We start from the raw sequence: 14,767 nt of genomic DNA, 5'->3' as shown, positions 1-14,767 counted from the left end.
CGCGCAATAAAAAACCCGCGCCTGTCACCAGTCGCGGGTTTTTCGTACAGCGCTAAGCGATCAACGCTCCAGCAAAATCCGCAGCATGCGACGCAGCGGTTCAGCCGCGCCCCACAGCAGTTGGTCGCCAACGGTGAACGCGCCCAGGTACTGAGTACCCATGTTCAGCTTGCGCAGGCGGCCGACCGGCACATTCAGGGTGCCGGTGACCTTGGTCGGGCTCAGCTCCTGCATGCTGATATCACGGTTGTTCGGCACCAGCTTGACCCATGGGTTGTGCTGGCTGATCAGCCCTTCGATATCGGCGATCGGCACGTCTTTGTTCAGCTTGATGGTCAGCGCCTGGCTGTGGCAGCGCATGGCGCCGATACGCACGCAGATACCGTCCACCGGAATCGGGTTCTTGAAACGACCCAGAATCTTGTTGGTTTCGGCCTGGGCCTTCCACTCTTCGCGGCTCTGGCCGTTCGGCAGCTCTTTATCGATCCACGGGATCAGGCTACCGGCCAATGGCACGCCGAAGTTCTCGGTCGGGTAGGCATCGCTGCGCATGGCTTCGGCCACCCGGCGGTCGATGTCGAGGATCGCGCTGGCCGGGTCGGCCAGTTGATCGGCAACAGCGGCGTGAGTCGCGCCCATCTGCTTGATCAGTTCACGCATGTTCTGCGCGCCGGCACCGGAGGCCGCCTGATAAGTCATGGCGCTCATCCACTCGACCAGGCCGGCTTCGAACAAGCCGCCCAGGCCCATCAACATCAGGCTGACGGTGCAGTTGCCGCCCACGTAGTTCTTGGTGCCGGCATCCAGCTGCTGGTCGATGACCTTGCGGTTCACCGGGTCGAGGATGATCACCGCGTCGTCCTGCATGCGCAGGCTCGAGGCGGCGTCGATCCAGTAACCCTGCCAGCCGGCTTCGCGCAGCTTGGGGAAGACTTCGCTGGTGTAGTCGCCACCCTGACAGGTCAGAATCACGTCGAGGGTTTTCAGCTCTTCAATGCTGTAGGCGTCCTTGAGCGGAGCAATATCCTTGCCCACGGACGGCCCTTGGCCACCTACGTTCGAAGTGGTGAAAAACACCGGCTCAATAAGATCGAAATCCTGCTCTTCCAGCATCCGCTGCATGAGCACGGAACCGACCATACCGCGCCAACCGATCAGACCTACACGTTTCATCGCAACTACACCTTGTTAAAAAGTGGGCCGCCTTGCAGCAACAACTGCAAGCGGGCCCGAGAGATTACAGATTCCGCAGCGCGGCGACTACTGCGTCGCCCATTTCTTGCGTGCCGATTCGGGTACAACCCTGTGACCAAATGTCACCGGTGCGTAAACCTTGATCCAGCACCAGGCTCACGGCCTTCTCGATGGCATCGGCGGCTTCGCTCAGATTGAAGCTGTAACGCAGCATCATCGACACCGACAAAATCGTCGCCAACGGGTTGGCAATGCCCTGCCCTGCGATGTCCGGCGCCGAACCGTGGCACGGCTCGTACATGCCCTTGTTATTGGTGTCCAACGACGCCGACGGCAGCATGCCGATGGAACCGGTGAGCATCGACGCCTGGTCGGACAGGATGTCGCCGAACAGGTTGTCGGTAACGATCACATCGAACTGCTTGGGTGCGCGCACCAGCTGCATGGCGGCGTTGTCGACGTACATGTGGCTCAGTTCGACATCCGGGTAGTCCTTGGCCACTTCTTCAACGATTTCGCGCCACAGTTGGCTGGAGGCCAATACGTTGGCTTTATCCACCGAGCAGACTTTTTTGCCACGCACACGGGCCATGTCGAAACCGACACGGGCGATACGGCGGATTTCGCTCTCGCTGTACGGCAGGGTGTCGTAGGCCTGGCGCTCACCATTCTCCAATTCACGCACGCCGCGTGGCGAGCCGAAATAGATACCGCCGGTCAGCTCACGCACGATCAGGATGTCCAGGCCCGCGACCACTTCCGGCTTGAGGCTCGACGCATCGGCCAGTTGCGGGTAGAGGATGGCCGGGCGCAGGTTGCCGAACAGGCCCAGTTGCGCGCGGATTTTCAGCAGGCCGCGCTCAGGGCGAATGTCGCGGTCGATCTTGTCCCACTTCGGGCCACCCACGGCGCCGAGCAGCACGGCGTCGGCGGCACGGGCGCGGTCGAGGGTTTCGTCAGCCAGCGGCACGCCGTGTTTGTCGATGGCGGCGCCGCCGATCACGTCGTGGCTCAATTCGAAGCCCAGGCTGTACTTGGTGTTGGCCAGTTCCAGGACTTTGACCGCTTCGGCCATGATTTCCGGACCAATACCGTCGCCAGGGAGAATCAGAATCTGCTTGCTCATGGGTTCCTCATTTCATCAAGCGACCTGCCCGTGGGCAGGTCGGGAAAAGTTAATCAGCGTTCGGCAAACACCACCAGCACGTCAGTGCTGAAGGTGCCGTCGGCTTGAATCTCGTAATAATCGCGTACTTCCTGGCCCATCGCCTTTTGCAGCTCGAGGATGGCAGCGCGCAATACTTCTGGCGTGCGCATGCGCTCGACCCAGGAGGTGTATTCCAGGCGCAGGCGCTGGCGACTGCTGGTGCGCACGTGCAAACCGGACTCGCTGAGCTGCTGCATCCACTCGGCGGCGGAATAATCGCGCACGTGGCTGGTGTCGCGCAGCACTTCGACGGTTTGCAGGTAAGTGTCCAACAGTGGGCTGCCCGGTGACAACACATCCACAAATGCCGCCACGCCGCCCGGTTTGAGCACGCGGCGCACTTCGCGCAGGGCCACACCCAGGTCACTCCAGTGGTGGGCCGAGTAACGACTGAACACGAAGTCAAACTCGCCATCGGCAAACGGCAGGCGTTCGGCGGCGCCGTTTACGGTGCGAATGTTGTTCAGGTCGCGATCCGCCGCCGCAGCGGCGACCACGTCGAGCATCTGCTGGGACAGGTCGTAAGCCACCACTTCGTTAACCAGCGGCGCAACCTGGAAACTCACATGCCCGGCACCGCAGCCCAAATCCAGCAGCCGCGCAGCGCCCTGCCCGGCCAGTTCGGCCTGGAGCAGCGCAAACTCGGTGCCCTGGGCGTGCACGGCACTGCTCAGGTAGGCCGAGGCTTGCTCGCCGAATTGTTTTTGCACGACTTGGGTGTGGGCGGTGTTGGTCATGGTGGCTTTCCTTCAGTTTTGGGGTGGTTGTACGGGCGCTATCGCAGGCAAGCCAGCTCCCACAGTTGGAATGCATTCCAATGTGGGAGCCGGGCTTGCCCGCGATGGGGCCCGCACGGCCTACCGCAAATCAGGCATCGCGAAACAACCAAGGCTGGCTGGCCCGGTGCTTGGTTTCAAACGCGGCAATCGCATCGCCGTCCTGCAAGGTCAGGCCGATGTCGTCCAGGCCGTTGATCAGGCAGTGCTTACGGAACGCATCCACTTCAAAGTGATAGACCTTGCCATCCGGACGGGTCACGGTTTGCGCCGCCAGGTCGACGGTCAGCTGGTAGCCCACATTGGCTTCGACCTGCTTGAACAACTCGTCCACTTCGGCATCGCTCAAGATGATCGGCAGCAAGCCGTTCTTGAAGCTGTTGTTGAAGAAGATGTCGGCGTAGCTCGGCGCGATGATGCTGCGAAAGCCATATTCTTCCAGGGCCCACGGCGCGTGTTCACGGCTGGAGCCGCAACCGAAGTTTTCCCGCGCCAGCAACACGCTGGCGCCTTGGAAACGCTCGGCGTTGAGCACGAAATCCTTGTTCAACGGGCGCTTGGAGTTGTCCTGGTAGGCGTAGCCCACGTCCAGGTAGCGCCACTCGTCGAACAGGTTAGGGCCAAAGCCGGTGCGCTTGATCGACTTCAAGAACTGCTTGGGGATGATCTGGTCGGTGTCGACGTTGGCACGGTCCAAAGGGGCGACAAGGCCAGTGTGTTGAGTAAAAGCACGCATCGGGTATTCCTCAGATCAATTCGCGAACGTCGATGAAACGACCGTTGACGGCAGCGGCAGCGGCCATGGCCGGGCTGACCAGGTGAGTACGCCCGCCGGCGCCCTGACGCCCTTCGAAATTACGGTTGGAGGTGGACGCGCAATGCTCGCCCGACTCCAAGCGGTCCGGGTTCATCGCCAGGCACATGGAGCAGCCCGGCTCGCGCCATTCAAAACCGGCTTCGAGGAAGATCTTGTCCAGGCCCTCGGCCTCGGCTTGCGCCTTGACCAGGCCCGAGCCCGGCACCACGATGGCTTGCTTGATGGTCGAGGCGACTTTGCGGCCCTTGGCAATGACCGCCGCGGCGCGCAGGTCTTCGATCCGCGAGTTGGTGCAGGAGCCGATAAACACGCGATCCAACTGGATGTCGGTAATCGCCTGGTTGGCTTTCAAGCCCATGTACTTCAAGGCGCGTTCGATGGAGCCACGCTTGACCAGGTCGGCTTCTTTAGCCGGGTCGGGCACATTCTGGTCGACGGCCAGGACCATCTCCGGCGAAGTGCCCCAGCTGACTTGCGGCTTGATCTGCGCAGCGTCGAGTTCGACCACGGTGTCGAACACCGCGTCGGCGTCGGAGACCAGGTCTTTCCAGGCTTCGACCGCAGCGTCCCAATCGGCGCCTTGCGGGGCGAATGGGCGACCTTTGACGTATTCAACGGTTTTTTCGTCCGCCGCCACCATGCCCACGCGGGCACCGGCCTCGATGGACATGTTGCAGATGGTCATGCGGCCTTCGATGGACAGGTCGCGAATCGCGCTGCCGGCGAACTCAATGGCGTGGCCGTTACCGCCGGCGGTGCCGATTTTGCCGATTACGGCGAGCACGATGTCTTTGGCGGTTACGCCGAATGGCAACTTGCCTTCGACCAACACCAACATGTTCTTCATCTTTTTCGCGACCAGGCACTGGGTGGCGAACACATGTTCGACCTCGGAGGTGCCGATGCCATGGGCCAAGGCGCCGAACGCACCGTGGGTGGAGGTGTGGGAGTCGCCGCAGACCACGGTCATGCCCGGCAAGGTCGCGCCCTGCTCCGGGCCGATCACGTGGACGATGCCTTGACGCACGTCATTCATCTTGAATTCGGTGATGCCATATTCGTCGCAGTAATCGTCGAGGGTTTGCACCTGCAAACGCGAGACCTGGTCGGCAATGGCTTCGATGCCACCTTTGCGCTCAGGCGTGGTCGGCACGTTGTGGTCCGGGGTGGCGATGATCGAGTCGACGCGCCAAGGCTTGCGCCCGGCCAACCGCAGGCCTTCGAACGCTTGGGGCGAGGTCACTTCATGGATGATGTGACGGTCGATATAGATCAGCGACGACCCATCATCGCGCCGTTTCACTTCATGGGAATCCCAAAGCTTGTCGTAAAGCGTTTTGCCGGCCATCAGTCGGTCCTCATCATCGGTGTTTCTATGCCCCGGGCCTTGAGACATTCAATAACCCTTTGGCTTGTGAGGCTGATGGTATGGCGCTACATTAAATAACTCAAATTCATATTTTTTATGCTTTGGATTACCAACTGGAATACCACAATGGACTTGGCCAACCTCAATGCCTTTATTGCCATCGCCGAGACCGGCAGCTTCTCCGGCGCCGGTGAACGCCTGCACCTGACACAACCGGCCATCAGCAAACGCATTGCCGGGCTGGAACAGCAATTAAAGGTGCGTTTGTTTGATCGCCTGGGCCGTGAAGTCGGCCTGACCGAGGCCGGGCGTGCTTTGCTGCCGCGCGCGTATCAGATTCTGAATGTGCTGGATGACACCCGCCGCGCGCTCACCAACCTGACCGGCGAAGTCAGCGGCCGCCTGACATTGGCCACCAGCCACCATATCGGCCTGCACCGCCTGCCGCCGATCCTGCGCACCTTTACCCGCGAGTATCCCGACGTGGCGCTGGATATTCAGTTCCTCGATTCGGAAGTGGCCTACGAAGAAATCCTCCATGGCCGCGCCGAGGTCGCCGTCATCACCCTGGCGCCCGACCCGCACAATTTGGTGCGTGCCACACCGGTGTGGGATGACCCGCTGGATTTCGTGGTCGCCCCCGAGCACAGCCTGACCGGCAACGGCACGGTCAACCTGGCCGATATCGCCAGGCACCCGGCGGTGTTCCCGGGTGGCAACACCTTTACACACCATATCGTCAGCCGGCTGTTCGAAGCCCAGGGCCTGACGCCGAACATCGCGATGAGCACTAACTATCTGGAAACTATCAAGATGATGGTCTCCATCGGCCTGGCCTGGAGCGTCTTGCCGCGCACCATGCTCGATGACCAGGTGGCAAGTATCGCTTTGCCGGGCATACAGCTCAGTCGCCAGCTAGGCTATATCGTGCACACCGAAAGGACGCTGTCGAACGCTGCGCGGGCTTTTATGAGCCTATTGGATGCACAGGTCGATCTGCCAGGGATACCGGCGTGAAGCTGTGCGGCCTCAAGGTCTGAGTAAAACCGCGCCGAACGCCCATTGAGCCAAGGCCCTTTGATAATGCGCAACCCCGTCGATTCAGTGCCACCCCTGCCCCGCATTTACGCCCTGGACCCACAAGAGGCGGAACAAAGCTGGGACAGCGCCCCGCAGTTGCTGGCAGCCCTCAATGCTGCCCGCCTGGGCGCGTGGTGCTGGGAAATCGACACCGGCAGGATAAGCTGGTCACGGGGCACCCAGGCGCTGTTCGGCTTCGATCCCCGCCACCCCTTGCCCAAGGACCTGGATTACCTGGACCTGCTGGCACCGTCGGATCGCGCGCGGGTGGTACGGGCCTTTCACGCGGTGGTGGCAGGCGAGCCGTTCGAGCAGGCCATGCACCACCACATCCAGTGGCCGGACGGCTCTCACCACTGGCTGGAAATCAACGGCAGCCTGGCACCGGACAAGACCGGGCGGCGCCGCATGATCGGGGTGATTCGCGAAACCACGCGCCAACGCGAGCGCGAGCACGCCCTCAGCCATTCGGAAAAACGCTTCGCCACGCTGTTCCACCTGTGCCCCAATATGGTCCTGCTGACCCGCCAATCGGACGGCCGGATCAGCGAAGCCAACCAGTATTTCGAGATGCTCTTCGGCTGGCCGGTGGCTGACGTCATCGGCCGCACCACCCTCGACCTCGGCTTGTGGCGCCACCCGGAGCAACGCGCGCTGCTGGTCAAGGCCACGCAGCGCAAGGGCGAACCGATCAGCATGGAGGTGCAGTTTTGTGCGAGCAATGGCCAGATTCACGATGGCACCCTCAGCGCCCAAAAGGTCGAGCTGGAAGGCGAGGCCTACTTGGTCAGCACGTTTCTGGACACCACCGAACGCAAAAATGCCGAACAGGCCTTGAAAGACAGCCAGGAGCGCCTCGACCTCGCCCTGGACTCGGCGCAGCTGGGCACCTGGGACTGGCATATACCCACAGGCATGCTCTACGGCTCGGCGCGTGCCGCCCAACTGCACGGCCTGCCGCCCGAACCGTTCCACGAATCCTTCGATGCGTTTTTTGAAGGCATGTCCGATGACGACCGCGAGGGCATGCGCAACGCCTATCGCAGCCTGCGCGAAGGCCCCGAGGGCAACTATCAGTTGACCTACCGCGTGCTGGCCGAAGACGGCAGCCCGCGGTTCCTGGAAAGCCGTGCACGCCTGTATCGCGACGATGCCGGCAAACCACTGCGCATGGCCGGCACCCTGCTGGACATCACCGACCAGGTGGAACGCGAACAGCGGCTGACTGCCTCTGAAGAAAAGTTTGCCAGCCTGTTCCAGGCCAGCCCCGATCCGATCTGCGTCACGTGCCTGGAAAACGGTGCGTTTATCGAAATCAACCCGGCCTTTACCCAGACCTTTGGCTGGACCGCCGCCGAAGTGATCAATAGAAGCGCCGAGCAGATCGGCCTGTGGGATGACTCGAGCAAGCGCCTGCAGCGAATCGAACAAGTGATTCGCGAGCAAGCCCTGAGCAATGTGGCCATCGTGGTGCATCACAAGACGGGCCAAAGCCTGACCTGCGTGATCTCCAGCCGCTTGATCAAGGTCGGCGACCAACCGTGCATCGTCACCACCTTGCGCGATATCACCCAACAGCAACGCTCGGAAGCGGCGCTCAAGGCCAGTGAAGAGAAGTTCGCCAAAGCCTTCCATTCCAGCCCCGACGCGATCTCCATCACCGAGCGCGACACCGGCCGCTATGTCGAGGTTAATGACGGCTTCTGCCGCCTGACCGGTTATCGCGCCGAAGAGGCGATTGGCCTGACGCTGTACCAGATCGGCATCTGGGCCGATGAGAACCAGCGCGCCGCCTTGTTGGCCGAGCTGCAGATCAAAGGCCGCATTCACCACCTGGAAATGCTCTGGCACAACAAACGCGGTGAAGTGCTGGCCGTGGAGGTCTCGGTAGAACCCATCACCCTGAATGAAACCCCGTGCCTGCTGCTGACCGCGCGGGACGTGAGCCTGCTGAAAAACGCCCAGGCGCAGATTCGCCACCTGGCCTATCACGACCCGCTGACCAACCTGCCCAACCGCGCCTTGCTGATGGACCGCCTGAGCCAGCAGATCGCCCTGCTCAAACGCCATAACCTGCGCGGCGCCTTGCTGTTTCTGGACCTCGACCACTTCAAGCACATCAACGACTCCCTCGGCCACCCGGTCGGCGACACGGTGCTGAAAATCGTCACGGCGCGCCTGGAAGCCAGCGTGCGCATGGAAGATACCGTCGCGCGCCTGGGCGGCGATGAGTTTGTGGTGTTGCTCAGCGGCCTGGACGGAACGCGCGCGCAAGTCAGCGCTCAAGTGCAGGCATTGGCCGATACCTTGCGCGAATTACTCTCGGAACCGATGTTCCTCGACGGCCACCGCCTGCAGGTCACGCCGAGCATTGGCGTGGCGCTGATTCCGGACCATGGCTCTACACCGGCGGACTTGCTCAAGCGCGCCGACATTGCGCTGTACAGGGCCAAGGACTCGGGCCGCAACACCACGCAGATGTTCCACAACAGCATGCAGAAAACCGCCAGCGAACGCCTGCGCATGGAGACCGACCTGCGCCTGGCGCTGTCACGCGGTGAGTTCAGCGTGCATTACCAACCCCAGGTGGACGCGCGTGGCAATCGCATCATCGGCGCCGAAGCCCTGGTGCGCTGGCAGCATCCGCAACTGGGCGCGCAGTCGCCCACCGAATTTATCAAGGTGCTGGAGGACAGCGGCCTGATCCTGGAAGTCGGTACCTGGATTCTCGATGAAGCCTGCGGCGCCTTCGCGAAATTGATCGCCGAGGGGCTGGTGGACCCGCTGAATTTCAGCCTGTGTGTGAATATCAGCCCCCGGCAGTTTCGTCAGAATGACTTTGTGGAACGGGTGGAACGCAGCCTTGACCAGCACAACCTGCCCCACAGCCTGCTGAAACTGGAAATCACCGAAGGCATCGTGATCCAGAACCTGGACGACACCGTGGCCAAGATGCGCCGCCTGAAAAAAATCGGCGTGAGCTTTGCCATGGACGACTTCGGCACCGGCTATTCATCACTGACCTACCTCAAGCGCCTGCCGGTGGATGCGCTGAAGATCGACCAATCCTTTGTACGCGACGCCACCCATGACCCCAACGATGCCGAAATCATTCGCGCCATTGTGGCCATGGCCCGCAGCTTGAACCTGGAAGTGATCGCCGAGGGCGTGGAAACCCCGGAGCAACTGGCATTCCTGCAAAAGCTGGGCTGCCATTTGTTCCAGGGGTATTTGCACAGCCGGCCACTGCCGATCGAGGAGTTCAGGCGGTTGCTGGAGTAACCGTCATACGAGCTTCGATGCCCGAAACCCGGCATTCATCCAGCGCGATGACGCCACGTCGTGCTTTTGCCCGGCCGACGCGGGCGCCCCATCGCTCACTGCGCCCGCATGCTCGTTGTCCGCCTGGGTGCCGAGCGCGGCCCTCAGCTCGTCGACGGTGCTTTCACGCATGCAGCCAATCAACCCCAGCCGCCGAAGCGCTTCACCTGGGTGCTCGCTTTCATCGAGGGTGCGCAAGGCCGCCGCAAAACCCTCGCCGGCACCGGCGTCGTTGCTTTCCATCTGCGCGCGCTTGGCACTGACGGCGTACAAGAAGTTGGCGTAATTGAGCAACTGAATATGGCTGCCGTAGAACGTCGAGGCCTCGTACGCCTGACGCATTTCATCATGGGTCACCTGCAGCGTGAAGGAATCCCTCATGACCACTTCAAAGCCGTCGCGGGCGACCTGAACCCGCCTGAAGATCCCCTGGGGGTCCTGCCAGAACCGGATGATGGCGGCCTTGATCGTCGACACCGTGCCGCAATGGCCTTCCACCTTTTGATAAATGCCATTCCAGATTTGCTCAGGCGTCATGCCGCCAACAGCATCGAGTTGATTGCCCTGCTTTTTCGCCGGCGAACCTTGAGGATCATCTGCCGAGATATTCATTCACTGATTTCCTGATACTTATCGAAGTAATAACCTGCAAAAAACAGCCTGGGGCAACGCTGCGGTGGATTGAGTCGCGCCCTGACTGATCGCCTATGGCCGAGCCGAGCCCATCAACACTTAAACAAGTGCTATGGCGTCGCCCCAGGTGGGCGCCGCCCCCGGGCGCCCCCACTTCTCTTCGCGGCCATGAATGACCGCTACCGAATGCCCGCCCCGATTGCATATGCCCACTTGCCCACGGGCGAGGTCCCTTGGTGAGACCGTGCGCATGTATTGACGCAACCCCAGCCGCAAAAGAGCCTCGCCCGGTCCGCGCTCATCCTCGCCATCGTTCAGGCTAAGGATTGCCGCCTGATAGCAGCACCCTGCCGCGTCATCGTTGTCTTCCATTTGTGCGCGCTTGGCACTGACGGCAAAGAGAAATTGCGCGTCCTTGAGCATCCCCTCGTCCCACCCTTTGAACTGGGCGCCTTGTGCACCTTGGGCCAGCTCTCGATCAGTCAGGCTGAGTTCAAAACCATCGCGCATGACTACGCGATAACCGCCGTAAAACCTGGTCACCTGTTGGTATATATCCGTGGGGCTTTGACCGCAGCGCTGCATCGCCACCTTGATGGCCGATACCGTCACGCAGTTGCCGTCAGGGCCCTGGCGAAATCCGCTCCAGATATTGTCCGGCTTTGCACCGCCGCGTTTGTTTGAAAGGCCTGGAATGAAGGCTGCCGGGTTTGGCCTGGGCACTGGAGCTTCATGGATTACCGATTCGGGCACGCCCTGCTCAGTCATCTGCGGCGCAGGCGTGGGTATTACCGCAATTGTTTTATCTTTCCCGCCCGAGGCGAAACGTGTTAACCGAGTCAGAAATGAAGTGAACAGTCCCGTCAGCGGACTAACAGTTTCACCGGCATCTTTCATAAACGCATTATTTTCAAACACGCGATAGGAGAGAACACGACGCTGCGCCGCCTCTTCACTAAAAGCCTTTAGTGGTTTTATTAGTGTGCGAGTGGGGCGAAATGAATCGGCACTTGTTTCCCGACCTATATAGTTGACATGGGCACTATTTCTAATTGAAAAGTTAAACATAGAATCCCCCCATGGGCAGGCACCGCTTCGCGGTTATATAGCCGAAGAAGTGCCTGCACGCTAAGTGTTCAAATCACGGAAGGGTTATCAGGACCTGGCCATTGCCCTGGCGTTGAACGGCCTGTTTCTTGTATTAACAGTGTCTTGATCGGGGGCTGGGCTGGTCAATCCCGGGGCCGGGGTAACAGAGGGCTTCGGCGTTGGCTTGGCCTCTGGATGTTTGCCCGACTTGATCTCATGTTCGTGGCCTGGCGTGACAGGAGGCTGCTTTTCCTGACTCACCTCAGGCCGCTTGCCAGGCTTGACCTCATGTTCGTGGCCCGGCGTGACGTGGGGCTGCTTTTCCTGGCTTACCTCAGGCCGCTTGCCCGGCTTGACCTCATGTTCGTGGCCCGGCGTGACGTGGGGCTGCTTTTCCTGGCTTACCTCAGGCCGCTTGCCCGGCTTGATCTCATGTTCGTGACCTGGCGTGACCTCAGGATGTTTATCCAGCCTTACCGCAGGCCGCTTGCCAGGCTTGACCTCATGCTCATGGCCGGGCCTGACCTCAGGCTGCCTATCCAGCCTTACCGCAGGTTGCTCGCGCGGCCTGACCGCATGCTCGTGACCTGGCGTGATCTCATGCTTTCGCTTTTTAGCCGGTATCGGCAGGAGGTCTGAAGTCTGCCTCATGCTCGTCCAATTATCCGGAGAAATACGCTCATCCGGACAGTGGCAATGAGCGACGTTCACGTTCACATGCACAGTTGCATTGGAGTCATTGTTTACGCTGACATCAGGTTGACTTACGGGCGGGTATGCCAACGTCAAGCGCTGCATGCGTGCATCCGGCGTCACCACCGAATGGCTACTTGTCTGCGTGCCTGGCAACCCGTCTTCGTCCCGCGATTTCTGCGACTTGCCCACGTCAGGCTTCACCGGCAACCCCGCTTCGGCTGGCAAGTTCTGCTGCTTAACTGCCCCAAGTTTTCCCTGCAGCCGGCCCGCACCGGGAAAATTCGGCTGCTTGCCCAATTCAGGTTTCTCAGGCAACCCCGCTTCGGCTGGCAAGCTCGGCTGCTTAGCTGCGCCCGGCAACTTCGGCTGCTCACTGGCATCGGATTTCCCCGCCGAACTCGGCATAGCCGGTTTTCCGTCAAGCAATTTGGCCGAGTCGGATAATGCCGAAGGCACCAAATCTCTCCCAGCCAGCATTTCTCGCAGGACGCTAAAGACCTGCTCAAGCATCTCAAACAACTTGTTGAGCGCAGCGCCAGGAATCATGGTGCCATTGGATGAGAACTGGGTGTTGTCAAGGCGCGCGGGCAGGTTGCTGGTACTCGCACTTGTGACGTGGGTGTTCGACGTTTCACCGGGCTTGGCTGCCAAGTCCAGGAGTCGATCAAGGGTGGACGCATCAACTTTCGCAACCGACGGATTATTAACCGATAGAGACATGGGTAGTTCCTTATTCAACAGAGCCTGACCGCATTAACAGTTCAGGGAGTCAATAGTTTTATTCGCTGGAAACAACAGCGCTGCTTCACAGTCCCTACATACGTGGAAAGTTAGGCTGTTGAGTTCCGAAAATCGGACTTAATATAAGGAAACTAATGCACGTTATCAGACTTTGCCCCATGGACTTTTCCGCCAGGACCTTGATTCAAGCCGCTCTTTACACTCGAAAGTCGTCACACCCGTTAATACACTGCAGTCACGCAACTAACCGACAAGATTAAAACGCCTATTCTTCAAACCTTTATGCTAACCGGCAGGCGCAAAAAAGGGCGCCAGTGGCGCCCTGTTCAGGTGAAATGTAAACGTTAACTCAACCCATCAAGCTGCCAAGGGATGCTGCATGCCGAGCAGACGGCTGACTTGCTGCAGGTCCGTCTCACGGCGCAAGGCGGTAAACAACGTCACCGCCTCGGGGTAGTTACGCGTCAGCATCGCCAGCCATTGCTTCAAACGGCCCGGGGCCTGTTTTTCGGTCAGCTGTGCCACCGACTGGGTCCAGAATTCCTGGAGCATTGGCTGCATTTGCGCCCAGGTCATTTCGACCACTTGCGCGCCCGCCTTTGCCGCCACAATCTGCCGCGCCAGGTCCGGGCGCGCCACCAGGCCACGGCCGAGCATGATGTCTTCAACGCCACTGATTTCGCGGCAACGTTTCCAGTCTTCGACACTCCAGATATCGCCGTTGGCAAACACCGGCACCTTGACCACATCCTGCACCCGCGGGATCCACTCCCAATGGGCCGGCGGCTTGTAGCCGTCGGTCTTGGTGCGCGCATGCACCACGATATGCGCAGCCCCCCCCTCGGCCAGGGCCGTGGCGCACACCAGCGCACCGTCAGGGCTGTCAAAACCCAGGCGCATCTTGGCCGTTACCGGGATATGCGCAGGCACTGCGCGGCGTACGTGTTCGACAATCTGATTGAGCAGCTCCGGCTCCTTGAGCAACACCGCGCCACCCCGGGATTTGTTGACCGTCTTGGCCGGGCAACCGAAGTTGAGGTCGATCACTTGCGACCCCAACTCACAGGCCAGCGCGGCATTTTCGGCCAGGCACACCGGATCGGAACCGAGCAACTGCACGCGCAGCGGTACGCCTGCCGCCGTGTGGGCACCGTGCAGCAGCTCAGGGGCGAGCTTGTGAAAATAGGCAGGGGTGAGCAGGCGGTCGTTGACGCGAATGAACTCGGTCACGCACCAGTCAATACCGCCCACGCGGGTCAGCACATCGCGAAGGATGTTGTCGACCAACCCCTCCATGGGCGCCAAAGCAATTTGCATGGAAAACACTCAACAAAAATCGTGGCGCAGTTTACTGGTTTTCCCACACTAAACGTTAACCCCCCGTCAGCGCAGGGCCATAGCCGTCGAGAAACTCGGGCGGCATGCGCTTGGGCTTGCCACTGGACAGTTCGATGCAGACAAAGGTGGTTTGCGCGCGTAACAGGGTCGCGCCGTCGCTGGGGCGCATCAATTGAAAACGGCGCGTCATTTTCAGGCGCCGGTCCCAGTCGACGATCCACGTGGCCAGTTGCAGCTCATCGCCCTCGTAGCCAGCGGCGAGGTAGTCGATCTCGTGGCGCACCACCGCCATGGCGCGGTCGAGTCGGCGGTATTCGGTGAGGTCCAGCCCCAGGCGCTGGGAATGGCGCCACGCGCAACGCTCCAGCCAGGACACATACACCGCGTTATTGGCGTGCCCCAGGCCGTCGATGTCTTGCGCGGCGACCTGCAGATCGATGATAAACGGCGTTGCCAAATCCCAGCCCATGCCTTGCTCCAGTCGATTAATGTCGGCGGGGCAGTGT

12 protein-coding genes are annotated in these 14,767 nt (G+C 60.6%); 2 read left to right on the top strand and 10 right to left on the bottom strand.

The features are described 5' to 3' along the window. Positions 1-60 precede the first annotated feature (60 nt). The 5 genes from asd to leuC form a co-directional block, all read right to left on the bottom strand. Positions 61-1,173, bottom strand: a complete 1,113-nt coding sequence (gene asd, locus L8I05_RS03115) for an aspartate-semialdehyde dehydrogenase (RefSeq protein WP_058412147.1) — start codon at positions 1,171-1,173, stop codon at positions 61-63. A gap of 64 nt (positions 1,174-1,237) precedes the next feature. Further along, positions 1,238-2,320 carry a 3-isopropylmalate dehydrogenase gene (gene leuB, locus L8I05_RS03110; protein WP_242167166.1) on the bottom strand — a complete coding sequence of 361 codons (1,083 nt, stop codon included), beginning with the start codon at positions 2,318-2,320 and terminating at the stop codon, positions 1,238-1,240. A gap of 53 nt (positions 2,321-2,373) precedes the next feature. Beyond that, positions 2,374-3,138, bottom strand: a complete 765-nt coding sequence (locus L8I05_RS03105; RefSeq protein ID WP_242167165.1) for a class I SAM-dependent methyltransferase — start codon at positions 3,136-3,138, stop codon at positions 2,374-2,376. Positions 3,139-3,268: 130 nt separating this feature from the next. After that, a complete protein-coding gene (gene leuD, locus L8I05_RS03100; protein ID WP_242167164.1) occupies positions 3,269-3,913 on the bottom strand; it encodes a 3-isopropylmalate dehydratase small subunit in 645 nt (214 codons plus the stop codon). Between the two features lie 10 nt (positions 3,914-3,923). Then, a complete protein-coding gene (gene leuC, locus L8I05_RS03095) occupies positions 3,924-5,342 on the bottom strand; it encodes a 3-isopropylmalate dehydratase large subunit (protein ID WP_177017524.1) in 1,419 nt (472 codons plus the stop codon). A gap of 147 nt (positions 5,343-5,489) precedes the next feature. Between leuC and L8I05_RS03090 the strand changes: the two genes are divergently transcribed. Next, positions 5,490-6,380, top strand: a complete 891-nt coding sequence (locus L8I05_RS03090; RefSeq protein WP_159958194.1) for a LysR family transcriptional regulator — start codon at positions 5,490-5,492, stop codon at positions 6,378-6,380. Between the two features lie 66 nt (positions 6,381-6,446). Beyond that, positions 6,447-9,725 carry an EAL domain-containing protein gene (locus L8I05_RS03085; RefSeq protein ID WP_242167163.1) on the top strand — a complete coding sequence of 1,093 codons (3,279 nt, stop codon included), beginning with the start codon at positions 6,447-6,449 and terminating at the stop codon, positions 9,723-9,725. Positions 9,726-9,728: 3 nt separating this feature from the next. Here the strand turns inward: L8I05_RS03085 and L8I05_RS03080 are convergent, their stop codons facing one another. From L8I05_RS03080 to L8I05_RS03060, 5 genes are all read right to left on the bottom strand, one after another. Further along, positions 9,729-10,376: a hypothetical protein gene (locus L8I05_RS03080; protein WP_242167162.1), complete on the bottom strand. Its 648-nt coding sequence runs from the start codon at positions 10,374-10,376 to the stop codon at positions 9,729-9,731. 120 nt (positions 10,377-10,496) lie between these two features. Next, complete coding sequence (locus L8I05_RS03075; protein WP_242167161.1) at positions 10,497-11,465, bottom strand: hypothetical protein; 969 nt, start codon at positions 11,463-11,465, stop codon at positions 10,497-10,499. A gap of 87 nt (positions 11,466-11,552) precedes the next feature. Continuing rightward, positions 11,553-12,902 (bottom strand): hypothetical protein, encoded by a 1,350-nt coding sequence (locus tag L8I05_RS03070; RefSeq protein WP_242167160.1) that lies wholly within the window; start codon positions 12,900-12,902, stop codon positions 11,553-11,555. Positions 12,903-13,280: 378 nt separating this feature from the next. Further along, the gene (locus L8I05_RS03065) at positions 13,281-14,240 is read right to left on the bottom strand and encodes a tRNA-dihydrouridine synthase (RefSeq protein WP_159958204.1); all 960 of its coding nucleotides are present in this window, start codon (positions 14,238-14,240) and stop codon (positions 13,281-13,283) included. A gap of 55 nt (positions 14,241-14,295) precedes the next feature. Next, the gene (locus L8I05_RS03060; protein ID WP_242167159.1) at positions 14,296-14,730 is read right to left on the bottom strand and encodes a thioesterase family protein; all 435 of its coding nucleotides are present in this window, start codon (positions 14,728-14,730) and stop codon (positions 14,296-14,298) included. Between the last annotated feature and the right edge of the window lie 37 nt (positions 14,731-14,767).

Origin of the sequence: Pseudomonas sp. MONT-RG-20F-20-E-7-02 (assembly GCF_022662395.1) — a bacterium.
Taxonomy (GTDB): Bacteria; Pseudomonadota; Gammaproteobacteria; order Pseudomonadales; family Pseudomonadaceae; genus Aquipseudomonas.
This window is presented reverse-complemented; position numbering and strand designations above follow the sequence as displayed.